16 protein-coding genes and 1 tRNA gene are annotated in these 25,078 nt (G+C 54.4%); 10 read left to right on the forward strand and 7 right to left on the reverse strand.

Translation table 11 applies throughout. The annotated features are described in order from the left end of the window. Nucleotides 1–332 precede the first annotated feature (332 nt). On the forward strand, nucleotides 333–1,652 hold the full coding sequence (ltrA, locus tag B0G76_RS36600; RefSeq protein ID WP_220700747.1) for a group II intron reverse transcriptase/maturase: 1,320 nt from the start codon (nucleotides 333–335) through the stop codon (nucleotides 1,650–1,652). On the opposite strand, the gene B0G76_RS43385 is transcribed toward ltrA, so the two are convergent. The 3 genes from B0G76_RS43385 to B0G76_RS36615 all read right to left on the reverse strand — a co-directional run bounded on the left by B0G76_RS43385 (nucleotide 1,637) and on the right by B0G76_RS36615 (nucleotide 4,485). Then, nucleotides 1,637–2,152, reverse strand: a complete 516-nt coding sequence (locus tag B0G76_RS43385; RefSeq protein WP_220700746.1) for a transposase — start codon at nucleotides 2,150–2,152, stop codon at nucleotides 1,637–1,639. The genes ltrA and B0G76_RS43385 overlap by 16 nt on opposite strands. Continuing rightward, on the reverse strand, nucleotides 2,149–2,610 hold the full coding sequence (locus B0G76_RS36610; RefSeq protein ID WP_259460486.1) for a helix-turn-helix domain-containing protein: 462 nt from the start codon (nucleotides 2,608–2,610) through the stop codon (nucleotides 2,149–2,151). Before B0G76_RS36610 ends, B0G76_RS43385 begins: the two co-directional genes overlap by 4 nt. Before the next feature lie 63 nt (nucleotides 2,611–2,673). Next, nucleotides 2,674–4,485 (reverse strand): GH25 family lysozyme, encoded by a 1,812-nt coding sequence (locus B0G76_RS36615; RefSeq protein ID WP_183082286.1) that lies wholly within the window; start codon nucleotides 4,483–4,485, stop codon nucleotides 2,674–2,676. A gap of 616 nt (nucleotides 4,486–5,101) precedes the next feature. Between B0G76_RS36615 and B0G76_RS36620 the strand changes: the two genes are divergently transcribed. The 3 genes from B0G76_RS36620 (at nucleotide 5,102) to B0G76_RS36635 (ending at nucleotide 7,742) form a co-directional block, all read left to right on the forward strand. Beyond that, entirely contained in the window at nucleotides 5,102–6,325 is a 1,224-nt protein-coding gene (locus B0G76_RS36620) for a lipase/acyltransferase domain-containing protein (protein ID WP_259460966.1), read from the forward strand. A gap of 128 nt (nucleotides 6,326–6,453) precedes the next feature. Then, nucleotides 6,454–6,924 carry a hypothetical protein gene (locus B0G76_RS36625; RefSeq protein WP_147394136.1) on the forward strand — a complete coding sequence of 157 codons (471 nt, stop codon included), beginning with the start codon at nucleotides 6,454–6,456 and terminating at the stop codon, nucleotides 6,922–6,924. A gap of 572 nt (nucleotides 6,925–7,496) precedes the next feature. Further along, nucleotides 7,497–7,742, forward strand: coding sequence for a hypothetical protein (locus B0G76_RS36635; RefSeq protein WP_220700823.1), 246 nt, complete (start codon nucleotides 7,497–7,499; stop codon nucleotides 7,740–7,742). 145 nt (nucleotides 7,743–7,887) lie between these two features. Here the strand turns inward: B0G76_RS36635 and B0G76_RS36640 are convergent, their stop codons facing one another. The 3 genes from B0G76_RS36640 to B0G76_RS36645 all read right to left on the reverse strand — a co-directional run bounded on the left by B0G76_RS36640 (nucleotide 7,888) and on the right by B0G76_RS36645 (nucleotide 10,266). Next, nucleotides 7,888–8,976, reverse strand: a complete 1,089-nt coding sequence (locus B0G76_RS36640) for a transposase family protein (protein ID WP_259460928.1) — start codon at nucleotides 8,974–8,976, stop codon at nucleotides 7,888–7,890. Nucleotides 8,977–8,997: 21 nt separating this feature from the next. Further along, complete coding sequence (locus B0G76_RS44395; RefSeq protein ID WP_259460929.1) at nucleotides 8,998–9,183, reverse strand: hypothetical protein; 186 nt, start codon at nucleotides 9,181–9,183, stop codon at nucleotides 8,998–9,000. A gap of 123 nt (nucleotides 9,184–9,306) precedes the next feature. Continuing rightward, the gene (locus B0G76_RS36645) at nucleotides 9,307–10,266 is read right to left on the reverse strand and encodes an IS5 family transposase (protein ID WP_120297600.1); all 960 of its coding nucleotides are present in this window, start codon (nucleotides 10,264–10,266) and stop codon (nucleotides 9,307–9,309) included. Between the two features lie 863 nt (nucleotides 10,267–11,129). Here B0G76_RS36645 and B0G76_RS36650 point away from each other — a divergent pair. Next, nucleotides 11,130–12,290, forward strand: coding sequence for a hypothetical protein (locus B0G76_RS36650; protein WP_120297601.1), 1,161 nt, complete (start codon nucleotides 11,130–11,132; stop codon nucleotides 12,288–12,290). A 454-nt stretch (nucleotides 12,291–12,744) separates the two neighbouring features. Here the strand turns inward: B0G76_RS36650 and B0G76_RS36655 are convergent. Then, nucleotides 12,745–12,820: transfer RNA gene (locus tag B0G76_RS36655), tRNA-Ala, on the reverse strand. 587 nt (nucleotides 12,821–13,407) lie between these two features. On the opposite strand from B0G76_RS36655, the gene B0G76_RS36660 reads away from it, so the two are divergent. Genes B0G76_RS36660 through B0G76_RS36680 form a run of 5 tightly spaced genes read left to right on the forward strand, consistent with a single transcriptional unit; the run spans nucleotide 13,408 to nucleotide 24,829 of the window. Further along, nucleotides 13,408–14,565 carry a DUF4338 domain-containing protein gene (locus tag B0G76_RS36660; RefSeq protein ID WP_259460930.1) on the forward strand — a complete coding sequence of 386 codons (1,158 nt, stop codon included), beginning with the start codon at nucleotides 13,408–13,410 and terminating at the stop codon, nucleotides 14,563–14,565. A gap of 48 nt (nucleotides 14,566–14,613) precedes the next feature. Further along, complete coding sequence (locus B0G76_RS36665) at nucleotides 14,614–16,296, forward strand: hypothetical protein (RefSeq protein ID WP_147394137.1); 1,683 nt, start codon at nucleotides 14,614–14,616, stop codon at nucleotides 16,294–16,296. Continuing rightward, a complete protein-coding gene (locus tag B0G76_RS36670) occupies nucleotides 16,293–18,212 on the forward strand; it encodes a hypothetical protein (RefSeq protein ID WP_120297604.1) in 1,920 nt (639 codons plus the stop codon). The genes B0G76_RS36665 and B0G76_RS36670 overlap by 4 nt, the downstream gene beginning before the upstream one ends. Then, nucleotides 18,209–19,270, forward strand: a complete 1,062-nt coding sequence (locus B0G76_RS36675; RefSeq protein WP_120297605.1) for a hypothetical protein — start codon at nucleotides 18,209–18,211, stop codon at nucleotides 19,268–19,270. Before B0G76_RS36670 ends, B0G76_RS36675 begins: the two co-directional genes overlap by 4 nt. Nucleotides 19,271–19,273: 3 nt before the next feature. Continuing rightward, nucleotides 19,274–24,829 carry a DEAD/DEAH box helicase gene (locus B0G76_RS36680; RefSeq protein WP_120297606.1) on the forward strand — a complete coding sequence of 1,852 codons (5,556 nt, stop codon included), beginning with the start codon at nucleotides 19,274–19,276 and terminating at the stop codon, nucleotides 24,827–24,829. Nucleotides 24,830–25,078 lie beyond the last annotated feature (249 nt).

Consider the following 25,078-nt stretch of genomic DNA (forward strand, 5'->3'; position numbering starts at 1 on the left):
GACCGACCGGGGTCCGAGAGCAGGGCAAAGGTGCGAGGATGGATTCCCCAGGAACCTGGGAGGTCCTGTGTTCGACCGATCTTGTAGGGCCCTGAGGCACGGGGCGATATAAACCGGGCCACACCTTGCGGGGCTCTCCGCCGCAAGGAGCAAAACGAGGAGAGGAAGGATTGGAGCGAGCAAGCGAATCCATAAGCGACCTCGTATTCGGCACAGGAAGTCTTAGCGCCTTCATAGTACTGATGACGCCGGGGAACGCCGCTCGGGCGGACCCGGTCGAGGAAAGGGAGGCGTCGTTGTACAGAATCGTTCATGAGAAACACGGAGGAACATTGAAGCCTGAAAGCGTGTCAACGAAACAGGAACGAATAGCCGAGCTGGCGAGAAACAACCCGGCGATGACATTGACCACCTTGGCCCATCACATCGACTATGAATGGGTCAGGTATGCATACGACTGCACGCGCAAGGATGGCGCGGTGGGAGTCGACGGTCAGACCGGAGAAGATTACGCTGCCAATCTGGAGCAGAATCTGACCAGCCTGATCGACCGGCTCAAATCGGGCAGCTACCGTGCGCCGCCGGTTCGCCGTCATTACATCGACAAGGCAGATGGCAGCGGTCAACGCGGTCTTGGAATTCCTTCTTTTGAGGACAAGGTGGCACAGCGTGCCATCGTTCTGCTGATGGAGCCGGTCTATGAGATCGACTTTAGCGACAGTTCCTTCGGCTACCGCCGTGGACGCAGCGCGCACGACGCGCTGCAAGCGATCAGAAGCGGGATCACCAAGAATGGTGGGCGATGGGTGTTAGATGTGGATGTTCGGAAATTCTTCGACAGCATCTCGCACGCAAAACTGAGGGAGTTTTTAGCCCGACGGGTCACTGACGGGATAGTCAGAAGGCTGATCGATAAGTGGTTGAAGGCGGGTGTAATGGAAGGTGGACAGTTGTCCTTTTCCGAAACGGGCGCGCCTCAAGGCGGTGTTGCTTCCCCATTGTTATCCAATGTATTCCTGCACTATGTGCTCGACGAATGGTTCAGCAATGAGGTGCAGCCACGCTTGAGAGGGCCGAGCACGCTGGTGCGTTTCGCGGATGACTTTGTCATGCTATTTGCATATAAGGATGACGCGCAGCGAGTGCTGGAGGTGCTGGGTAAGCGGCTTGGGAAATACGGGCTGGAGCTTCACCCGGACAAGACCGCCATGGTCGATTTCCGCTACAGGCCGAAGTCTGCGAAGGAAGAGGACGATAAGGCGCTAGCGACGAGTTTTAACTTCCTCGGGTTCACGCATGTCTGGGTGAAATCGAGGAAGGGAGGGCCGATGCCAGGGCAACTGACGGCCAAGGATCGCTTGGCTCGCGCCCTGAAGGAGATCAACCAGCAGTGTCGCGCCATGCGGCACTGGCCGATCAGGGATCAGCATCAGAAGCTCGGCAGGATGCTCAAGGGGCATTACGCCTACTTTGGCATCAGCGGTAACGCCAAGCGCATCGGGAGGCTAAGATATTTCGCCGCCCACTGTTGGCGCAAGTGGCTATCGAGCAGATCGTCCAAAAGCACCATTCCATGGGCCGCATTCAAAGAGATACTCACGAGGTTTCCCTTGCCACCCGCTCGAATTGTGCACTGCTATACCCATAAATAAGTGAGCGAATCTGTGCAATGAAGAACCGGATGCCTTAATTGGGCTCGTCCGGATCTGTGAGGGATGGGGGCGGTAACGTCCCCGTCTACTCGGAGGCTGTAGGGCGGCAGATAGAACAGCACCATGCGATGTTCGAGAAACCATCGGTCGATTGTTTCCTGATCGATGTTGTGATGGATCGAGGCGTTGTCGAGCACCACTACGGTCGTCAGACCGGGCGTGCTTTTCCGCGCGATCTGCTCAAGGAATTGCACGACATCGGGGCGTTTGATCGTGGTCTTGCTGGTGTGATACGTCAGCAGGTTGGCGCCGAAATCCAGTGCACCAAGGACGGAGCGTTTGCAGTGCGGTTGCGGGAACACACGATGCGGTTCGCCGATGGGCGACCAGCCGCGCTGCACCGGGGGCGAAGCACTGAACCCCGATTGATCGAAGTAGAACAGCTGGCACGCACCGTCGAGTGCGGCCTGCTGTAGCTTCGCGAGGGTGGAGGCCTTCACGGCGAACTCCTCGGGGTTACGCTTTTTTTGAGCGAATAGCGACCACGCTTGTAGGAAAACCCCGCTCGTTTGAGCGCAGTCGACAAGGTATCCAGGCGGCAGGGAAACGGCACACCATGAGCTTCTTCAACGCGCTGCGCAATCTGTCTGAGCGTCATCAATTCGGCGCTGGCCGCCTCGATGGCGGTGGCGATCATGGCTTCAGACAACGAACGGGGACGTCCGCCTTTATGACCGACCAGCAGCCCACATATGCCGGATTCCCGCCACGCGCGCGCCCAGTTGTAGACCGACTGCCCGCTCACGCTGAGCTGCGCAGCCACTTCAGTCAGTTTGATCTTGCGGCCGAGCATCATCACGCCCGCGGCCCGGATGCGCATGTCGCGATGCTGGTGGTTCAACGACATCTGTTGCAAGGTCTTTTCCTCGGCTTCGCTCAGCTCTACAACACACTTCATCTGGACTCCGGCGCAATGGGTTCGCCGAAGTTAACAAAATTCAAACGCGTTTACCAGCAACACTTACATAGCCTCGTCGCCAAAGAACACGCTAATATCGATCGGTCGTTTTATCCCCGGCACGATTTCTCTCGATGAGTACTGCCACAGGGTCCATGGATTTGCACCATACAGTCCCAAATTATCGTCACCGGGGAGTGAAGCTTTCTTTAAGGTGGATAACCATATCATGTAAGGACTAAAATGTTCGTCTAAGATCGCGTTCAACATCGGCTGGCTTCCATAAATCATAGGGGTTTTGTTGAACTTCTTATTTAAGATTTTTGCCATTTCAAGAACTGCTTTCCTCGTTGCCGAGACGCCAGATTTATGAAGGCATTCGAGCTGCTGAGGGCTTTCATTTATGGAAGGTTCTTCGAGATCTATCACCGTTGGAAGCGCTTCTTCGTCAATCGCTTCGAGAGCAGACAGATACTGCATCTGGTGTAGAGCTGAAGAGCAGTAATCGAACACGACGTAGAGCCCCCGATCAATGCCCATCTGCCTAAGATACTCCCATCGCTTCGCGAACACCGGATCCGGTCCATGCCAACTGTTCCCCCTAAGATAAACGAATCGATATTGTTTTGCGAGGAAATTCCAATCTTCAATTTCCTGATGCGCTGACACGTCGACGCCGCGTATAGGATACTGTTCTGGTGCCGCGAATACTTGAATCTCAGGGTGATTCGGGACGCTACTTGACGGGACGGGCGGCAATATCGGTGCGGCAAGACCGTTACTCAAAAAAAATGGGGTTAAAAAGAAGAAGCCACCTCTTGCATTAACTCCAGCGGGTTCCATTGATCCAACCCACGGTCCCGCCAGTTGTAGAACGCCGGTTGTAGTGACAATATTTTGTGAATTAATATCTTCGTAGTCGGTTGACACTGAAGTTGCCAGCGCACCCAGTCGGACGAATCCGCCCCTTTGGACAGTTTTTCCATCGATTGCTATCCGCAAAGCCGTCGGATCAGCGCTCCCCATTTTGACACTATGAATAATCGAATCGAAAAAAATGCTACCGTCGTTCTCTTTTCCAAGTGTCGCGGCTTGCATGTCGTTAGATCCCGCTGTCATCGCGAATGCACCGCGCCCGCGCATTGTATTATCATCGATCGCTCCCTGATCCCAGCCGTAAATTGCGCCGCCATAGCAAGTGTTGATTAGCGCGAGGACGTGAAAATAGTCTGGTGAAATTGCGACGAGTTGACGCTTGAGATTTTCCAGAGGGTAGCTATGCAACGTGTCGAGTTCACTCTCCGCATTACTCAATAGAAGTGCAGCCCTCGGTGTTTCCAGCCTCTTAGGCGAGATGGGTACCCGTGAAGTTTTTCGACCGCCTTGTTGTTTCGTGTTGTGAGGCAAGGCATTTGGAAGGTGTAGTCCATGACCCGAATACGTCATAAGAAATCGCGCGAAACCGCGATATTTTTTACCTTGATTTGGAACGTATTCGTCCAAAAAATAATTCAAATTCTCTTGAGTTACGTCTTCGTTCTTCAGAACAATTATCTCGTCAAACCCCTGATCTTCTTTCAGAAATTTAGTCAAGTTATCAATATCATTTTCTACTGCCTTGGAAATTGAGTCGCCGTTGAAATGAGGGTATTTTCCTATCCCAACAACCAGCGCGATTGATCGAATATGATCACCGGGCGCGGGAGACATAGCCCATACAAAACGATCATCTATTATCGTCTTCTCAGGGCCGTACGTTATAAACTGGCAATAATTTTCATTCTTAACTTCTGCCCCATTCTCGCAAATATAGGCACGTGCGGATAAAGGAATGACGGACGTCACGCTCAGGAGTAACAAAACTATCCATTTCATGTACATATCCATGTGCCCCCTTGGCTTCAGGCCACTTTGGATACAGCCTAGGTCGAGAGAAGAAGATTCGCAAGCCCGTTAGCCTAACTCATCGTGAGAGCAGCGTTAAATCTGGCTGTAATGTGAAACTATGAAGTACTTGATAACGACAAATGTGTTTGCCCTTGAGGGCGTGCTCACCTAGACTGCTAGCAGACGGTAAAAAGCTTTAAGCGTACGTTTAAGGATTGCGGATGAAACATTCAATCATCGCATCATTATTACACTGGCCCAAGACGTTCCATCGTGCATCAACACAACGCTGCTATTCGAGGGACGTGCTTATGCTGTGCAATTTTGAACGGAGGCCAACCACTGTTATTGTAATCGCAGGCGTACTGTGGAAACTTCTTACGTTCGGCTGTTCCGCATCTGCCGAAGGAGTGCGTCGACCCCTGGTCTTTATTCCGGGCATGGTAGGTTCCGTGCTAAAAGACAAAGATGGGCGAGTTGTTTGGGGTGACGCTTGGTCATTGACGAGACTTAATGTCTTGACAATTCCGGACGGACCGAAGGACCCAGTAGATGGTTAGTTCCGACCAGCATAGTCGATAGCATAGCGTTTGGACCTTGGAAGATTAAAGAATACGCCGCACTAAGGAAGACGCTCCTGTCCTTTGGGTATCGTGAGGGAATTGACTATTTTGAGTTTCCCTATGATTGGCGGCAAAGTAATTATACGACGGCAAAGCAGTTTGCCGAATTTGTCAACAATAATAAGGTTTTGAATCAGGGTGAATTCGATATTCTTGCACACAGTATGGGAGGGCTGGTTGCGGAGATTTTTTCCAAAGAACTTGACCAAAAGCACCAAGCTCATCGGATTATCAACATGGCTGTTCCGTTTTACGGTTCAGTCAATACATTCGGTACTTTGACCGAAGGTTGGGGTAATGCCGGAAACTGGATCGCAGGCGGGCTTCTATCAATTAGAAGGTTTTCACTTTCCATTCCATCATTCTATGAACTGCTTCCGAGGTATTCGAATTGCTGTATCTTGGGTCGACCATTCGAAAAAAATCGAACGCCATACGACCCCATTGATGTCGTTAAATGGAATTATCTGAACTGGGTTCCAGGTTCAATAACAACAGAACAATCGCGTAAGGGGTTGGCGAATGCGCTGTCGGCCGCCAAGAAAATCCGCGATCTGACATTGAAGCCATATCCAAACTCAGTGATAGTTTCGTATCTCGTTGGAAGCAGTATCGAAACACGCGCGCAGTACTATGCGGTGCGTGGCGCAAGCACTGTTACCGAATACCGTTTCCGCAGCGGAGATGGAACAGTAATTGAAGGAAGTGCCTCTGCCGGAGACACAACCCGAGCATTTGTTTCAATGGCTCAGCATATGAAGATTTTCGACGACAACGCGGCTAGAGAAACGCTTCGCCGGCTTTTGAACGATGTCGAGTCACCATTCCCGAAATATTTCGGACCCAAGGAGTACAACGTGGTGACCAATTCGGGGAAAACTGTCACCGTTAAGTCTGTTGCGTTCGCACCGCATCCAAACGTTGTCGTCGCAGGACAACAGACGTCGCTAGAACTTCGCGTTATCGGTGATGCTGAAAGCGAAATGAACGATTTGAGATTGCGAGCGTCGGTCACCGATGATATCGGCGCTGAGTCTGTGCTCGTTTACTCAAGTACTCTAGATTTTTCTTTACCTAAAGCGTTAGTAGGAATTTATAAGGTCATAATCAAGGCGCCTGATCGAGTCGGAACGTTGACTGTCACATTCGACATTCATGGATTACCTACTCTGGACGAACAACTCATCGTATTACCGCACCGTTGAAGGTCAACGCTTATTATTAAGTGCACGCAGGTCGGAAGAGCGACGCTCAAGCCCCATACTGGGCCGTTGCGTTATCTTGTGCTACGCGCCTCCGCCTTGAAGCCGAAGCCGACGAACTTGCCGGCCTGTTGTTCAATTCAATGATTGCCTGCCAAGCCCATCTTGCGCGTTGGGATATCCCGCTGGAATCAACGCTAAATTATTTGCTTGCCAGACGGGAAAATGACTATTCCAAAGTGCAAGACTTGATCGAGCGGCCGAATGAAACGTTGACCGTCTTAATGCGATTTGCTCACGCACTTGAACTCGGTGAAGTCTTTGACCTCGACCTATGGAAACTTGACGGAGTGGTCTTCGCCGCTTACGTCAACTCTGTTTTTTTGGAATACGGCGAGGACATGACGAGTCATGGGCAAAATCTGTCTTGGGCGATACCAGCCCGCCGACGCCGTTGTACGTTCGAAGCCGCCGTTTCGAAGGGGCAAAGGGAGCGAGCGGTGACCCGCGGATCGACGGGCGGAGCCAATGAAACTTCGGGGCATTATCTGGTGGTTCCCTGCCTGCCTCATTCGAAGTTGCGGCTGGATGGCTATCTGTGAGCCACTGGCTTCGTTCCCCGCCTCGCATCCTACATGGGACCCGGATACGCCGAATCCAGTTCTCGTATCGGTGCGCAGGGGGCGGCCTCTCTCGCCACCGTGATGAGCGATGTACTCCGGCTGTCGAAGATCAACTTCAATACCTGCCTTTTCAACGATCGCGAACGCGTAACTACTAGGTTCGCCGACGCCATCGGAGATATCCTGATTGCGGCGCCAGTGGAAGGCGAGCCGATGCTACCCTTCAGGTTCTATAGCTATGGTCGATCACGACATCCGCCATCGCTGAAAGTCGTGTTCCCAACCAGGCGCTCCCGTCAAATTTTCTTGCTCCAGCGGTGCCTGTGAACATTGCCGTGACGGCAGTGTCGCGCGTCTGATGCAGTTTCCGCAGGTAACGAGCACCACAGGTCCGGTAATACTGTTATTAATGGCACCCAGGTAGGGCTGAGGAATCGCATGACCGGCTGTATTTCACAGAGTGGATTTGGGTGTCGACTAGGCCAACAGAAAATTGAAAGAAACGCCGAATCGGCCACGGCCGCCGTCAAACAATATCAGCGGACGGTTTAATGCAATTTGTCGCCAATGGGCCGGACATTCCGGACGAACTGCTGCAGGCTCACGAAGAAGGCAGTGTGGTGTTTTTCTGCGGAGCAGGCATCTCATATCCGGCAGGGCTGCCCGGATTCGGTGGACTGGTTCAAAAAATCTACAGCCGCACCGGGACGGTCCCCACCGCCATAGAGAAAGAATCTCTCGACCGCGGACAGTTCGACGGCACGCTCGACCTCCTCGAGCGGCGTCTGCCTGGCTAGACAGCGTCAAGCGGCTTGGCCGGCGTTGCCTCACGAAGGAATGTTACCCGACGGATTGTTGTCGTTTCGCTTTCTTTCTTCTCTTCTTTCGTGGTTTGCCGGGCGCGGAGCGCCCGGCCCCGGCGACTTTCAACTTCTCCGCAACTCACACTTCGGCTGGCGCATCAGCGGACTTTCGCAGGCCGCCCAGAATCAGTTCTTTTACGCGCTCTGCTCGCCACGCCTTGACCCGGCGCTGCAGCGTTCGTAGCTGTGCCCGACTTGCGTACGCTTCTGGAAACATCGCTGCCAACCGATCCATCAATACGTTAACCGGCACAGAGGGCTCCGCAATCAGCCATCCTTCGATTATCGGCCACGCGTCGGCGAACGGATCCACCCGACTTCGCCACCAGTGCTTTGCCTTGGGTTGCTTCCGATGCGGTGGACGTGCCTCACCTTCCTTCCATGCCGAAGAAAGGCCGGCGAGGAAGACGGCGACGTCTGATTCGCCGGCCGGCGCTGCTTCAGCACGCACGCCGTGGGCTGCGAACTCGCTCAATGTCTGCTGAGCCGTTCGCATCTCCTGCAGGAGCCGCACAGGATCGAGCCCATTGAACTGCGCCTTCAGTTTCTCTTTGATAGCGGGTTCGACGCTGTCATGTGCCAGAAGCCGATCGCACGGCGTCGCCGGTGCTAAGTAGACCTTGTGTACGCGCGCGCCGTCACGCGTCTTGGACTTCAGCTTGAACGAAGGCTGGAAGAAGTTAATGTATAGCCGCGCTGACGCGTACAGCTGCGCCAGCGCGTTCCTGGCATCGACACCGCTCAGCCGGCCATAACCGACCAGCCGCCGCACGACAACGCCGTTCTTCTGCTCCACCCAGGCCTGATCGTTCTTCTTGTAGGCCCTCGAACGTGTCTGCACGAGTCCGCGGCCCTTGCAGTAGTCGAGGACACTCTGGTTCATGAACGCACTGTCATTATCCGAATCCACTCCAAGCATCGCGAATGGCAGATCGGCAGCCGCTTTCTCAAATCCTTCAATCACCAGCATCTGGTTACGTACTCGCATGGCCACACATTCTGTCCAGCCGCTGGCGATATCAGTCAGAGTGAGGGTGTGGACGAACTCACCGTCTATCTTCGAGCCACCGCAGTGTTCGACCATGTAGATCTCGAAGAAGCCGGGTGGTGGATCGCGCCAGTCTGCGAAGGTACGCACCGGAATGCTGCGCCGGATGGCCGAGCCCACTCCCGTGCGCCGTTTGCGCTGTCAATCGATGTGCGCACGCGCATTGGCCAGCATGCGATCGATGGTCGCCGCGCTGATCTGAAGCAGTTTGCCCTTGACGACCGGATCCAGGTCGAGATGGCCGTGCCGCTCCATGGCATCAACCAGCTTCGGGATCAACGCCTTCAGTCGCTTGCCGCAAACCCTGTCGGCTGCTTCCCACAACACCGTTAGCGCCTGGAGTACCGCCTCGTCGTATAGCCGGTTGCGCTCGCGCGTCCTCTTTGCCGCGCCGGGGGCGTTGTTGCATAAATCGAATTTGAAGGCAAAGGGGCCGCAGTGGTGATGAATTCAGCCGATGCGAACGGACTGCGGGCGAGCGAGGGCCGTCATGCGGTTGAGCACGCCCGCGCGGATCGCAACTTCGGTCGCCTGCGAACCGATGCGGCGCGCCCACAAGCAATTGCCCGTGAGCGTCTTGAGCCGGTACATCAGGTTCTCGACAAGCGAGCGCCGATGGTAGCCGCTGCACTTCTTCCATTGCGGTCGGCCGCTTTGCGCGATGGCGTCGATGGCCTCGTTGCGCCAGCCAGCACCAGACGTGCTCGCGGGCCAAGGCATTGCGCCTTCGCGCGGCGGAATCGACGGCAAAGCCCCACGCGCGGCGATCGTCGCATGGCAGCGTTTCGTGTCGTACGCGCCGTCGCCACCGATGATTTCAATCGGCATGTCGGAGGGAATCTGGTCCAGCAAATCGGGCAACGCGCTGGCATCGTCGACATTTTGATGCGTCATCAGCGCAGCGCATACCTGACCGGTCTTCGCGTCCATTGCCAGATGCACCTTGCGCCAGGTGCGGCGCTTCGAATAGCCGTGTTTGCGCACTTTCCATTCGCCTTCGCCGTACAGCTTGAGGCCGGTGCTGTCGACGACCAGATGCAACGGCTCGCCACTACGCAAGCCGGGCAGGAGTACCGTCAGCGTTTGTGCACGGCGGCTCAGGGTGGAATAGTTGGGCACCGGCAAATCAGCGAATGCGAGTTCGCGCAGGCTCTGCGCGAAGCCCTGAAGCGCCCGCAACGGCAGGCGGAAGACCTGTTTGAGCCCGAGCAGCATCTGGATCACTGCGTCCGCGTAGATGCACGGCCGGCCGCGCTTGCGCGCGCCGGATTCAACCGCATTAGTCAGGACGCTTTCGTCGATCCACATCGTTACGTTGCCTCTGGCAATCAGCCCCGCGTTGTAATCCGACCAGTTCCTGACGCGGTAGACGCCCTTGGGCCCGCTTGTCTTGCGTTCGTCCTTGCGCATCTTCCCGCCCAAAGGTCGAGAATCTACGCAGTTCCACACGAAGTTAACAGACCCACCGCAAGCACTGTTGCGCGTATACGTCAGTTCCCTCGACAGACTGATTTATGCAACAACGCCGCGCCGGGCTCTTCGTCGAAGCCACAGCCGACATAATCTTCTTGGTGACCGCACACGAATTGGAGATTCCGAAAGCGGATTAAGGCCTCTCCCTCACGTAAGGACGGCACGTTCATGAAACCGCAGTCTGCGACGGCAACGCTAGGTCGACGGACCGCATAATCGCTGACACGGCGCTGTCGGTACCCTGCCATTATTGGGTTGGTGCTGGCACAGAAGCTTGGCTGACTTCGGATGAACCCGCATGCGGGCATCATTGGTGTGCTTGTGTTTGCAAACGGGTCGCCTTTGAGTGCCGCAGAAGAATGACTGACGGTTCTGTCGAACTCAACGCAATAAATATCACGGCTTATGTTTTTGGGGTCGTGAGATGCCATCTGGCGTATATCTTCGAGGCTCAGCATAGCCGGAACTACTGGTTGATGCGCGACACGGGCGGGATTTTGCGCATATCTGATAGCACTTCATCTTGTGTAGTACGCTATCTTCTGGCTTGTGACGGAGTGTTCGCCTGCCGAGGTTGACCGCTGGTGGCGGGAACCGTAATCTGATACTGGGAAGCACCCGTTAATACATTTATTTGACGATGCGCTTTGATAGCTCGGATGACGGCAACCAGCCAGCGTGCTCGGGTTATTGGATTGCCCCCGTGAATTTATAGATACGGCCAACAGAGTTCACACACAGTTGGCTTAACATGTCGTGGCCAATCCGAACGGTCTCAGCTCGAACAGCCACGAGCTCATATGCCATACTTCCATCAAGACTTTGAACGCGAAAAACTGTACGAGGAAATCTGGTCCGAACCGGTTAAAAGGGTATCCAAGAGGTACGAAATCTCGGATGTGGGACTTCGCAAGATTTGTATAAGCCTCGATATCCCAGTCCCTCCCCGAGGCTTTTGGGAAAAACTTGCCGCCGGCAAGGCCATGGAAAAACCATCGCTCCAGCCTACCGAGGGAGCGACGACCTACCGGCGTTCGGTCTTCAAGAACCCACAGGACGACGAGCTGTCCTTGCGCACCCGGGCTCGAATCGATGAGGATGCCGCTCGTGCGCCGGACATACCGACTGTCAGCATGCCCACCTCTATTGTCGAATGCCTGCCACTTGTCAAACGGATGGCGAAAAAGCTCGAAGGTAAACATCGCGATTCGCGAGCGTGGCCGTGTTGCGACGGCGCCGGACTGATGCGGGCTGCGGTGTCTCCGCAGAACTCACTGCGTGCGCTTCTCGCGCTAAACATGCTTCTCGAGACACTGATAGGTGCTGGATATTCGCTTTCGTCGGGCGGCAAAGAAGACGACCCGGCTTACGTGACGTTACTCGACAGCAAGCTGACGTTCCGCGTGAGGGAGCGCGGCCGCCAAGAGTATATTCCTTTGACTCGAGAGCAACTGGCCGAGAACAAACGCGCCGGATATAACCTAAACAACCAGACATACATCTGCCATCCAACGAACGAACTAGAAATATCGGCGTTCGATGTTGGAAGCAACTATGCAACGGCAACTACCGCAGACAGCCGGACTGCCCCAGTCGAAACGAAAATTTGCGGGTTCGTCGGCAAGCTACGGCATGTAATAATTCGGAATTCCGTGCAGGCTCAGATGAGGGTCGAGCAGCGAGCACTCGCTTTTGTGCAAGAAGCTGAGCGTGCGAGGCTGGCTGCGATTCGCCGTTCGGCAATTGAGCAACTCAAGCGGGTCGAAGAATGGGCTTCGAAGCTTGAGCGGGCAAACCGCCTGCGAGCTCTCGCGACTGAATTTGAAGTCAAGAAGTTGAAGTCGTCCGATGACGCCGTCGACGCTACATGGCTCCAACGCGCCGCAGACTGGTTAGACCCAACTGTCGAATGCCGATGGGACGACATGGACAACGCTCCAGTCGGATACGGTGAGTTCTAACGACTGGCTGCCGGCGACCTCTAGCCGTAAGCCAACGTGTGCAGCTTCCAAATCTCCTGGTGAGCGTTCGTTCTCGCAGACACGCTAGGCTGAGTCCTACCGTCCAGCGCAATGAATGAAATTTTTGCCGTCGGCCGCAAATCTACGTTTGACGACAGAGGCGTAGCTAAATTACTAGCACCGGTACGTCCGCGTTAAAGAATGAAGCGGTCCGCAACATAGGCGCAAGTAGCCATCTCGACGGAGGGGCTTTGGTTGGCCAATCTGACGGCCGGTAAAAGTCGGGAAGTTGACCGCAACGGCGTTCAGCGTGGCAGACAAACCAGTCCATCAGTGTGCAGTGTAGGAGCACCATCGCGTTGACGTCGGATGGCGCCAATCGCATAACCGCGTTGCATCGCAACCGATGCAATGCGCTATATCACTTTTTTAGTGCATTGATTTCTAAAGGAATTGGTGGAGCGAAGGAGGCTCGAACTCCCGACCTTCGCGTTGCGAACGCGACGCTCTCCCAGCTGAGCTACCGCCCCACGCTCTGACGATACTAGCACAGTGAGGAATTAATTTGCGGCGCAGCGAGCCTCCCTTTGCGGAGCGTGGAATCGTTCGCGCTCTGACTCTATCTGCGGCACACCCGCGTTGGTAGTTTCCCGCCTTCTTTTGCTCTATATCAGCTTCTCGGTCAATGCCTCACTCATATTCCGATTTGTGAGACCCCAAAGTTCTGCCAGAATGCAAGAAACTGGCGACATTCGGGCTCTCTGCTGATTCGAACGCAATGGTCATAGCGGGCGAAATCTTCGCAGCGGGGTCGATGAGATACCGCTGTCGCTCCATGATGTTCAGCACTTGCAGTACGTTGAAACGCAGCCTTCTGCTGTTCGAAGTCGGCCGCACCTCGTCTGCACAGTCACTCTTGACCACACCTTGCGTTCGCGGGATATGGCTTACGCACCAGGGATTTGCACTCAGCCACGGAACTCAGGCCAATGCTATTCGACTTATAATTGCGCGCGGCTTCCCATAGAAGCGCATTTCACCATCCCGTTGACGCAAGAACAGCATGCCGCCCAAACCGACTGGCCAGATTATTCAAGTTAGTACACGGGAAGCGCTCTTGAAGCGCAGACTGCGTCGCCATCTTTCCAGTCTGGGGTTCAGCAGAACGCAGAATGGCGTACTAGAGGCGCCGGGTTCAACGAAGGACATTATTCGTCATTTGCACGCACCTCAGCGGAAAGAAATCCTGCGGGGGCAGTCGGAATTCATAGCGCGGCAACTCCCCAAGTTGCAGGACTATTTTGCATCGGGACGCGACGTGCGCGTAGAACGAATTAGCCCACGAATCGAGCGCGTAATCGGCGGCACTTGGCAGGCTGAACTTTTTCGGCTCGCTTCCCTCACTTGGTCTGTACCTGTATCAAGCGGCTTTGGCCGGCGGCTCCGGTATCTCGTATGGGACGATAGCAACGGGAAACTCCTTGGAATTTTTGCAATTGGAGACCCTGTGTTTAATCTCTCGGCGAGAGACAAATATATCGGGTGGACAGGTACAGACCGTGCAGGCCGCTTAGTCAACCTGATGGATGCCTATGTGCTTGGAGCAATGCCGCCATACAACTCGCTCCTTGGTGGAAAGCTCGTGGCATGTCTCATACGTAGCATAGACATCTACGAGGAGTTTGCAGATGTATATGGCGATGCGCGTGGCATCATCTCCCAAGAGCTCAAAAAACCTCGGCTTTTGGCCGTGACAACATCTTCGTCAATGGGTCGGTCATCTTTGTACAATCGACTTAAACTCGACGGCGTTCAGTACTTTGAAAGCCTGGGTTACAGCGGGGGGTGGGGACACTTCCATGTGCCAGATGGTCTGTTCGTCGATTTGCGCGAATACCTACGAGATGTAGGCCATCCGTATGCTGATACCCACGAATACGGGGACGGTCCGAATTGGCGCATTCGCACGATTCGAGCGGCGATGACTTTATTGGGTTTCAAGGGCGATGTCTTGAAGCACGGGATTCAAAGGGAAGTATTCATCTCCCTTCTCGCGGACAACGCTATTACAATTCTGCGGAGCGGTAAGGGCAAACCGAAATTGCCATCCTTGCGTTCGGTCCCCGAAATTGGGGCCGTTGCCGTAGAGCGGTGGATGATTCGGCGTGCGGAGACGCGACTAGAATATATGCAGTGGTCAGCTGATATGTTGCCGCAATTGATAAAGACGTCGTATTCAAAACGTTTGGCGAGCGAGAACGAAAAAGTAGCCTAACGCCCGACGCGACCCTGCAGAGGCCGAGCGGAACTTATAGGGGGGGCCATGAGAGAGGCTCTGAACAGAATAACGGGAAAGTATGTTAGTGCAGAGGACGCGCATGATGGCCCCCGGCTTTATGAATGCCCGGAATGTCGTGCGCCGGTATCCTTGCGCGCCGGCGACTGGAAGCAAGCCTATTTCGCGCACATGCCGGGCAGCAGCGGCAAGGCTTGCGGTCTTTATGTAGAAGGCATCGGCTTCGGAAATGGCGCCCTAACGGTTCACTCCAACCATTTCGACGGTCCGTTGGAAATGACCCTTGGTTTACGCCTTTCGGATTCGCGCGCTCTTCGAAGCTGGGGGCTAGAACTTACGATACCGACGGCCGGCCAATCAGGCGCCGAAGTTAGCGTTGACGTCGGTGGCAGAACTCAGACCATTCGTTGCGCGGGCGTTGACGAACTCACAAAGAACGTTACCGCCGAGCCCCAAGCGGCAAACTACGTGATTGTGTCCGTGTTGCCAACGAACACAGCCTTGGACTTCAGCCTTCAGCGCGGTTGTCTAGGCTTATCGGCCCACCATGCAACGGTGTTTGGCGAAATCGGCCGTCCCGGTAGCCACGTCGTCAAAAGGGTGAGTGAGCTAAAAATCGGCCGAACCTATGCATTTGTTTGGGCAGCTAACGTAGCCGCAAATATCCCTGAGCAGTTGGAATGCGAGCCATTAAAGCGGCGTTCGGATTGGGAGGCTGCTCTAATCACCCTGTCTTATCCTCTTCATCCGCAGGTTCAAGGCTGGCTGCAAAACTTCACGGGCTTGAGACTCGAAACTGCGCTTCCGGAGATTGTGCCGGTGTGGCCACCGCTAGTGCGCAAAATAACTGCGGGCTTCCTCGAAGCGATTCCTAAGGCAGAAGTCACCCTTTATTCTGGGCGGTTGACACCATCTGGAACGCTGGGGACAAACGGGATGTTCGCGCAATCGCCTTCTCAGACGGTTGGACAGAATGCGAAGAGCGCCAGTGAATCGTTTTATCGGCTAATTCCCGAAAGCGAACGTGTTGTTGAACTGACCAGCCAAGAGCCAATTCGTACGCAAATCACGATTGACCTTGTGTTGAAGGCAGATTTTTCCCCGACAGTCGGCGTCGAACTCGTAGGGACGGATGCAAATGGCGTCACTACGACGGTTGAGTTGCATAGCGAAGTATCGGTTCAATGGGTCGACGATATCCGTCGTGAGAAGGCTCAGTTCTCTTACCTAGCCCTGCCTCCCCATGTAAGCGGCCAAATATATGCCGGCCGTGACGGAATTTGGCAGAAGCAACTAGCGCTTCGAGGTACTAGCGCGAAAGCTCGTCACAACGATGGCGCAAGGCTGTTGGCACCTACCGTCGCGGAGCAACTATTCAAACTCCTGCTGAATCCGACGTTCGACTTACTTTTTGATTTCGGCTCGTTCGGTCGCTTGCACGCATCAAGGAGGCTCAGCAGTATTACGCATCAGCCGATTTTGCTATCACCAGAACTACGGGCACGGCTGCTGGCTTATCTTTTTCAGACTCGACGGCGACTTCTCCCAGCAGTGAACGCCCGGAACATTGCCGACGTCGTACTTGTAGCGACATTTTTGAAGAGCACGCCCGATGTTGCCTGTACGGCAGCTTGGCGAACACTAAAAGCAGCACTGGCGCCGTTCTCCGATACCCGGGGCGAAGGAAATCAGATGCGGGGGACACGATGAGCTTCACATACTCTAAGACAGCCAAGCAGCGAATTGCACAGCAGGGCGTGAGCTCCATCACCGCCTTCCTCGAAGAGGTGCCGCTTGCTGTTCGAAAAAAGGTAATCGCGAATCTACCGGCGATTCCCGGCTTTCGGAAGAACAGTGCTACAGAGTTCAAAAAGCAATTCGAGAAGCTGGCCGGTGCGATTGGACATGCCCCGGATGAAAAATTCCGAGCAACAAACAGTGAATGGCAGGCGTTTGGTCTGATATGGGCGTGGTGGGCAAATGAGAGATTCAGCGAGGCATTCCCGAAGGGTCCATATAACTTCGCGGATATCTCGGAAAAAGGTGCGCTTGAGTTTGTCCGCAATCTGGTCGAAGGTAAGAAGTCCGGATGTGCGCGCGAAGATATTGAGCGGCTGGTATTGTTCAGCGGTCTGCCCACCACCGACGCCATGTCGGCGCTCGTCGACGCTTTGCCGCTACGAGTGAAACTTGAACGCGACCGTGCGCTTGCAAAGCTACCCGAAGATGTAGCAGGACTGCAACTTAAGGTCTCGGACATCGGGCGCGCAACAGAAAAGCTTGTTCAAGACATGCGCACAACGGTGGCAGAAGCAACCGCTGCGTCGAGCGGCGCCAAACACGCGTCCGATGAGATAGAGGACATAAAGCGCAAGCTTTCCGAGCTACATAAGGTTGCTCCGAACTCTCAGTCGAAGGAAATGGCTGCGATAACGGACAATCTCGCGGCGCAGACTAAACATTTCGACTCTCATTTAAAGATGAGTCTGGATGCTTGGCAAGCTTCGGAAAGCGACCTTCGCAGTAAAACCAACGCGTTGCAGAAAAGTGTTAGTGCGCTTGCCAGCGAGATGAGCAGCATAAGAACGAGCCTCGCATCAGCGGAAGACCGTTTTAAATTGGTAGCTGAGGCGCTCAAGGCTCGTTCCGACGTTTCGACAGTATGGGACGAAGCGCAGGAACGTGGTCCAACGGTTATCGCAGGCACGGTCAAGTGGGTCAATGCGTCTGTAGACGCAGAGCCAGTGCGAGTCGAACTTCTAGAAGCAATCCTTCGGTTGGTACACGAAAACTTCATCGCCGCTGGCGTTAGGTCAGCCGATGCCGACCGCGTTGCTCGAACTGTAGTTTCGGCGACGCTCGCCGGCCAACTTATCCAGTATTGCGGGTCGCTCGCAGATGTCTTGGGTTTTGCTACTGCCACTAGTTTAGGTGCCGGCAAGGCGTTGTCGTGGCAGGTCCCACTCGGCCTCTGTGACGGAGTTGATGTTGATGCGCTGCTGAAGAAAGCAGCCGAAAATGTACCCAAAACGCACGCTCTTTTATTGAGAGGCGTTAACCGTTCTGCTTTTGAAATTTACGGCACTGGAATTCGCGACGTTGTCTTGCAGCGTCAATTTTCTCGCCGAGGTGAGGCCGTCGGTCAGATAGGTCTCATCGCCACGTGGGCAGACGGGCCGGCCACTTTACCCGGTGGTTCTCCTTTGGTTGAACTTGGTCCGGTAGTTGATTCGGATAGTTTGACGTGGGCAACTTCTGCCGACTTTAGCAAAATACGGACTGGTGAAATTGCTTTCGAACAGAGCTCCATCCGCGACGCCCAATCTGCGATTGGCGAGGAGATAGCGGAGGTTATGCGAATGGTGGACGCTGTCGGGCTTCCTCAAAGTCGCTTCTGGCGCATGGCATTTCTACGGTTCGTCAACATTTTGTTTGTTTTGCCTGGGTCGACCTACGCAGCTAACCTTTCCATCGCTCTGTCCGCGTGGGTTCTACCATGGGCCAAAGCCAAGGGTGTCGCGCGGGAGACGATTGAAGGCGCAATCAATTCATGTGCCGCCGAACAATTGAAGGTGGCATCTGTCCGAAGTGCGCTAGATGAATTGCTTGCAGAGGCTGTCGCGTGAAACTCGAATCGCTATCGCGGCAACAGATATTGAAGACAATGGAGAGGGAGTTTGGTTACAGCGGACATGAGCAGGTAACTAAGTTGGGAGCACTGAGCGAGCATATTCGGGCCGCCGTGTTTATAGAAAGTCAATGGAACGGCGAAGGCAATCCAGCCCCTGTGGCGACAGCGACAGTTACGCGGACCGTACGCCAACGCCTTTCTCCGGTCTGGCCAGAGCTTGTCAAAGACGAGCAGTCTGAAGACCCCGTTCTTGACAGCCTCAGTCATCTCGCCAGACTGGGCGAAATGATGAAAGTCGATTCTTCACATTGGGTGTCAGCACCTGTTCGATTGATTGCGGTCGACGACACTACCAGCGCATTAATAGCTGCGACGCCACTCCATGCTTTACCGTTTCCCTTGCGAAAAGTGATTCAGATAACCGGCAGAGCGAGACTGGTCGATACAACCGGTCGTCACTCAGCGACAACAGTGCCGGTGCAACGATTGGCAGACTGGATGCGGTGCGCGCATGGCGACGTTTGCGTTTGGGCGCGAGCCTTTATGCAACAAGGCGAAAAGAACATGCTGTCGGTCGAAGATTTAGACGGCGTCGAGTTGTTCCTCGCGGGGAGATGGCAGCCACCAGGTGGACTGACAAAACCCCCGCACGGTGTGCAGTTATACCGGCGTAAGGTACTTATCCACGGTACTCCGTCACACGAATATGGTCTGTGCCGGCTTCGCGCGACAGGTGGCGAGAGGGCAGACATAGAGAGGGCCTTGGTCATCGACAGGCAGGATGCACGTCGTCTCCAAGGGGCATTGCCGCAAGCTTCGGGTCTTCCGCAGACAATAAAGTATCAGCGTGACGCCGACTTGGTTACGCTCTTCCTACCCAGACCTTTGCCTGCTCCGGAAAATGCCTTCCTTAGTTTAGGGTGGCCGTGTGGTGACCATGCTCCCGAGGCTTGGCCGAAGAAATATGTATTTTCCGCACGCTTGATACCGTTGCTCCAGAACGCTATCGAGTTGTTAGGGTACCGACTAATCGAACAATCTGCCGGAGAGTAGTCAATGCGAGATGATGAACAGGGAAAACGCTATGGCGTTCACGACACTGTTTTTGGTTTGCACGACGGATTAAGGCAATATATTGAGGCCCAGTACCATATTCGAGATGAGGCGCTAGTCTCCGAGCGGACAGCACTGCTACAACAGCCTCAAGTAATTGCGCAAAAGGCTTTTGTTGAGGCCACACCGGTATATGCCTTCGGAAACTCCTATGAAAAGCTCGCCATCCCAGAGCGTGCACAGAAGGCACTATTTGAGATAGCGGCTGTCTCAGACAACAGCGGACTTTACCCCACTCCATACAAACATCAAGCAGACGCTCTCGAAGCGTTCCTTGGAGCGGAGCGCAAGGACTTGGTTGTCGCAACGGGTACCGGTTCGGGTAAGACAGAGAGTTTTCTTATGCCTATCGTCGGCACACTGGCTATCGAAAGCGAAGAGAGGTTGGCGAGCCGCTCGTTGCCAGGATGCAGGGCAATATTGCTCTATCCGATGAACGCCTTGGTCAACGACCAGGTTGCACGGATACGCCGCCTCTTGGGGAACCCGCGAGTGAGCCGAATAGTCAGCGAGGGGCGTGACCGTCCGGTTAGATTTGGCAGTTATACCGGTCGAACGCCTTATCCAGGCCCGCGAAGCAGCGGCCGAGATAGCTCGCGAATCGCACCATTGTTCGAGGATTTTTATAACAAAATTGAAGAGAAGCCAGAACTGAAAGCGCAGTTGCAGAAAGTTGGACGCTGGCCTAGCAAGGACCTCCATCGCTTCTACAACGCGGAGGCCATCGAAAAGAAAGTTTATAAAAGCGGTGCGAAGCAGGCGGGAAAAGAGTATTTCAAGCGTAACTGGCAATATAGGTTGATTACGCAGCCAGACGACCGGGAGATGATGACTAGGCACGAAATGCAAAAAGAGTGCCCCGACATTCTGGTGACGAACTATTCGATGCTCGAGTATATGTTGATGCGACCCGTCGAGCGTCGCATCTTCGAGGATACCGAACGATGGCTGAAGGCTGATGAGCGGAATGAGCTCATCTTGGTCCTCGACGAGGCGCACATGTACCGTGGCGCTGGCGGGGCGGAAGTTGCATTGCTTATCCGTAGGCTCATAGCTCGTCTAGGAATCTCGCGGTCGCGAGTGAGGTGTATCTTGACAAGCGCAAGCTTGGGAGACAAGCCTGATGACATTCGCAAAGCAGAGCAATTCGCGATTGACCTGACCGGGTCTTCCGACGCGACCGGTTCTCGACAATTTAAGGTAGTAAAGGGCACGCTAGAATCAAGGCCCGAAGGGCGGCCAGCAAGCCAGACTGAAATCGATGCTTTTCACAAGTTTCAGATTGACCGGTTCACTTCGGAGGTGACCGCGCCGTCGGGCGCATTTGATGAGGTAAGAAGTTTGGCTGCGAGGCTCGGTTGGAGTGTACCGCCCGAGGAACTTGACGACATTCCCGACTATCTTTTCGGTCAACTCTCGAAACTTGGCCCCATTGACCTTCTCGTCAATCACGTATCGGGACACGCAACGGCACTAGATGTTCTTACCACATTGCTTTGCCCAGATTCCTCCCCCGATGTTGCCGAGCGCGTTATAGATAGCGTACTTGCCCTGTGCTCGCATGCAAAGCGAAAGGACGGTCGAGTGCTTCTTCCGACTCGTCTGCATCTCTTTCACCGAGGCCTGCCGGGGCTGTACGCCTGCGTAGACCCAAACTGTACCGAGCGTCTTGTAAAGACTGGAGGCGCGTCTATTTTGGGTAGGTTTCACACAAAGCCGATGCTCTCGTGCACTTGCGAGACCAAGGCACGGGTTTATGATTTCTATACGCACCGCGATTGTGGAGCGGCGTTCATCACCGGCTGGATTGACGAGAACGTCGACTTTGTCTGGCATACGCCGGAGAGGCTGGACTCGAGGAACAAAAGCAGGAAGCTCTACCCCGTTGAAATCCTGGTCGAATCAAAGGCCCACTCATCAAGCCGGTGTTCCGATGCATGGCTCCATCTGGAAACTGGTCGGTTAGTGAGAGCCCGACCGTCTGTCCTGCAAGGTTTCCGACACGTTCGCATTCCTGACAAAGATATTCAGGTTTCGGAAGAGATGACCTTCGATGAATGCCCGGTCTGTTGTCGTAGAACTCGAAAGTCGCCGGAAGACCCGTCGAAAATTATGGACCATATAACAAAAGGAGAAGCTCCATTTGCAACATTGGTTCGTGCCCAGATGTTCCATCAGCCCCCGAGCCGGAGGCGAGAGGAGAAATTTCCAAATGCCGGTAGAAAAGTTCTCGTATTTTCGGACGGCAGGCAGAAGGCAGCGCGGCTCGCGCGAGACATGCCACGCGACATGGAGTTAGACCTGTTTCGACAGGCGGTCGCCGTTGCCGCAAAGCTGCTGACCGGGATAAAGCGAGAGACAAAACCCACTGAAACTGTCCTTTACGTCGCATTCTTGGCGGTGCTGGCGGCAAACAATGTGTCGATGTTTGACGGCGCCGACGCGGAGAAACTAGACCAGCATATCAACGCGTTTCGTCGTGATTTCGGCGAAGATTTGCAGGAGGCTCTTACGGAAAGCTTCCATCCAGGCGAGCCGCCATCGCGATATCGCTTTCTGCTCCTGAAACTGTTGTGTAGCAGTTACTATTCGTTGAGCGGGACCACCATCGGCTTTGTCGAGCCCGGCAAGCTTGCGTTTGGGAAGCTTGTAACGCAAGTTGAGGGCCTAGGCCTGAAACTAAATGCAGAGCAGATTCGTGGATTGTCAGTCGCGTGGATAGATGAGTTGTTAGGAGATTTTTCATTTGAAGTTCAGTTTGTCGCGCGTTTGAGAGAAAAGGCTTATGGCTTCTATCGGCCACATTGGGGGAGCAAGGGACAGTTTAGTAAGCAGTTCCGACGCGCTTTAATGCATGGGCACAACCTACAAGAGACGGACGTCAAGAAAATAGAAGACGTATTTTGTGCGGTGTTGGCCGAAAACAAAGAAGGGTTCTATCTGAATCCCAACGCATTGAAGTTATCTATTGACCTAGAGCACAAATGGGCGCAATGCGGGGAATGCACGAGCCTGATGCCCATTACATTAGACGGCGCGTGCATCTCTTGTGGTTCGCGCGAAACGCAACTGCTGGACCCCGCGAGCGACCCTTACCTTAAGGCCCGCAAGTCTTTTTGGAGACTGCCTGTTGCTTTGGCTTTGGCACCCGACGCAGTTATAAGCAACATGTCGGTTGAAGAACACACAGCGCAGTTGTCAAATCGAGACTACCGAAATGTTCATTCGACAACGGAACTTCATGAGTTGCGCTTTCAGGACATCTTGTTGGCGGAAAAGGACCGGCCTGTAGATGTGCTCAGTTGCACAACGACGATGGAAGTAGGTATCGACATAGGGTCATTGGTTGCGGTTGCGCTCAGAAATGTGCCACCTCAGCGGGAGAATTATCAACAGCGAGCTGGACGCGCCGGACGTCGCGGCTCGTCCGTCTCATCGGTTGTAGCTTTTTCGCAAAACGGGCCCCATGACAGCTATTATTTTCTGAATGCGGCCCGAATGGTGGCAGGTCCTCCACGAAGCCCAGAATTGAAAACCGATAATCCAAAGATTGCTATACGGCATGTCCACGCGTTCCTTATTCAGACCTTCTTCCAAGACCCGAGCGTTGAGGGGGCGAAGGCTGGCAGCGGTAGCGCGATATTGCAGAAAGCGCTGGGTAGGACCCGCGATTTCTTCATTCCGGAATCTGACGGCCCCAACTTCTCTAATTTTGACAGGTGGATGGAGGAAAAGGTATTTGCACCTCCCCATCCCTTGGCTCGCGTCATCGCTGATTGGCTACCTGGCAGTCTCAACGTAGGGACAGCGAATGTCTTTGACTGGGTCTTGGAGACCTCTCGGAATTTGATAGTCAAGTTAAGGGCTCTCGCAGAGGAAGTTCGTTCATTGCCGTCGCCGGGTGGCGACGACAAGCAGGTAGTTGTTGCCGAAGACGGCAGCGACGAGGCTAATGATGAGGACGCTGACGAAAGGCAACTCGAGCAGGAAGATTTACTGGAGTACCTATTCTTTCATCAGTTATTGCCAACGTATGCATTCCCAACGAGCCTTTGTAGCTTCCTGGTTGAGGAGTGGAAGCAGAACTCGAAAGGGTACTCGGAAATTAAACTGGAACAGCAACCTCAGCAGTCGACCGGGCAAGCGCTTAGCGAATACGCGCCTGGCAGGCTTGTAGTTATCAATAAAGAGACTTACCGGTCAGGAGGTGTATTCGCAAGTGGACCGGCATCGGACGGGAACAGGGCGGCCGAGCTCTTTGAGGCGAATCGAGCGAAGTGGCTTGTAATCTGCGAAGCGTGTTCTTTTGTTCAAAATCCCTACGCGGGTGCAAAAGCACTCGTTGCTTGCCCTGTATGTGAAGGGACTTTGAAGAATCGCTTGATGATTCAGCCCGAGGTTTTTGGTCCGGAGAAAGCAAGAGCACTTTCTGAGGAAGACCGCGACCAAGAGTTCACATACGCGACGATGGCGCAGTTTCCCCAACCAACGGATGCCGAAACGTTCGACTTCAATGACGGCGGTTCTTATCTGCGGTATGCGCACGCAGAGGACAGACGTCTTTTGACCTTGAACAAGGGCAAGACCATTGAGAGGGAGGGATTGGGATTCTCTGTCTGTCGGAAGTGCGGGTGCGCTGAGGTCTTCGACGAGAAAAATCCCAAATCTGGAAAGCATTCACGTCCTTACCTGGTGGCCGGTAAAGATATCCCGCGCGATTGCAGTGGTGATTTCGTACAGACGTTCCTTGGCTATGACTTTTCGACGGACCTATTGCTCCTTCGCTTTGAGATTGCGGCACCTCTAGTAACGGATGTGGCTTCCCCGAGCGTTGTACAAGTGCTTGAGAGCGCAGCATACAGTCTGGCAGAAGCCCTGCGTCTGGCGGCAAGTCGGCATCAACAGCTTGACCTCGACCCCACTGAGTTCGGGTCGGGTCACCGAATCTTGCCTCCGAACGCCGAAGGTCGCGTATCGCTCGATATTTACCTCTACGACACTCTCTCCGGTGGGGCTGGCTACGCCGAATTGGCCGCAAAGTACTTTCGTGAGGTCGTGGAGGAAACTCTTTCCTTGCTTGAGGGGTGCGATTGCGATACGTCATGCACTGATTGCCTCGACCACTTTCACAATCAGCATCTGAAACCCCAACTTGACCGGAAGTTAGCCGCTGCGCTCTTACGCTATGGCATGTTTGGTACCTTTCCGAAAAGTGCTCCGCCGGACGCTCAAGCTTTGTCGCTACGCTCGCTCGCGAGCAGCTTGGAACTAGATGGTATCGCGTGTGAATTTGGAGCTTCGACGGGCGGTGAACGAATACCACTGCGGGCGAAGTTGAACTCGAGGACGGTTTCCATCAATTTGTATCCGAGTCTGCTTGCGATGTCGGATAGAGCGTTCGACAAGGATGCAGCCGGCCTAACGTATCAATTGACGGAAGGTGCGCTGAGGCGTGATTTGCCAGCTGTGCACGCAGAGGTACGTCGAAAGCTGGCGTAGGGCTAGCTGTAGCTTCCGGCTCGGGGCCTTCGGCCTTCGAGCCGCAGTTGAGGACGCGTTGCGGTACCCGGCAAAAAGACTCGCTGAAAGGTCGGCTGGCCGCCGGGTCGCCCCTTGCTGGATATTGACACTTAGCGAGGACTTGCTCAGCCGCCGCCCTACCGGGCGGTTTCGGGCGGTAGCGCCGAAGCAGTAGAACGGACTAACGCAGAAATTTTTCGATTTGAGTTTGAGTGAGTGTTTCGGCTG

It is taken from the genome of Paraburkholderia sp. BL23I1N1 (assembly GCF_003610295.1).
GTDB lineage: Bacteria > Pseudomonadota > Gammaproteobacteria > Burkholderiales > Burkholderiaceae > Paraburkholderia.

Excerpts from the sequence above, each read along its gene's own strand:
- B0G76_RS36610 (WP_259460486.1), bottom strand. The coding sequence starts at position 2,610 with ATGAAGTGTGTTGTAGAGCTGAGCGAAGCCGAGGAAAAGACCTTGCAA.
- B0G76_RS36615 (WP_183082286.1), bottom strand. The coding sequence starts at position 4,485 with ATGAAATGGATAGTTTTGTTACTCCTGAGCGTGACGTCCGTCATTCCT.
- B0G76_RS36635 (WP_220700823.1), top strand. The coding sequence starts at position 7,497 with ATGCAATTTGTCGCCAATGGGCCGGACATTCCGGACGAACTGCTGCAG.
- B0G76_RS36645 (WP_120297600.1), bottom strand. The coding sequence starts at position 10,266 with ATGCGCAAGGACGAACGCAAGACAAGCGGGCCCAAGGGCGTCTACCGC.
- B0G76_RS36650 (WP_120297601.1), top strand. The coding sequence starts at position 11,130 with ATGCCATACTTCCATCAAGACTTTGAACGCGAAAAACTGTACGAGGAA.
- B0G76_RS36665 (WP_147394137.1), top strand. The coding sequence starts at position 14,614 with ATGAGAGAGGCTCTGAACAGAATAACGGGAAAGTATGTTAGTGCAGAG.
- B0G76_RS36670 (WP_120297604.1), top strand. The coding sequence starts at position 16,293 with ATGAGCTTCACATACTCTAAGACAGCCAAGCAGCGAATTGCACAGCAG.
- B0G76_RS36680 (WP_120297606.1), top strand. The coding sequence starts at position 19,274 with ATGCGAGATGATGAACAGGGAAAACGCTATGGCGTTCACGACACTGTT.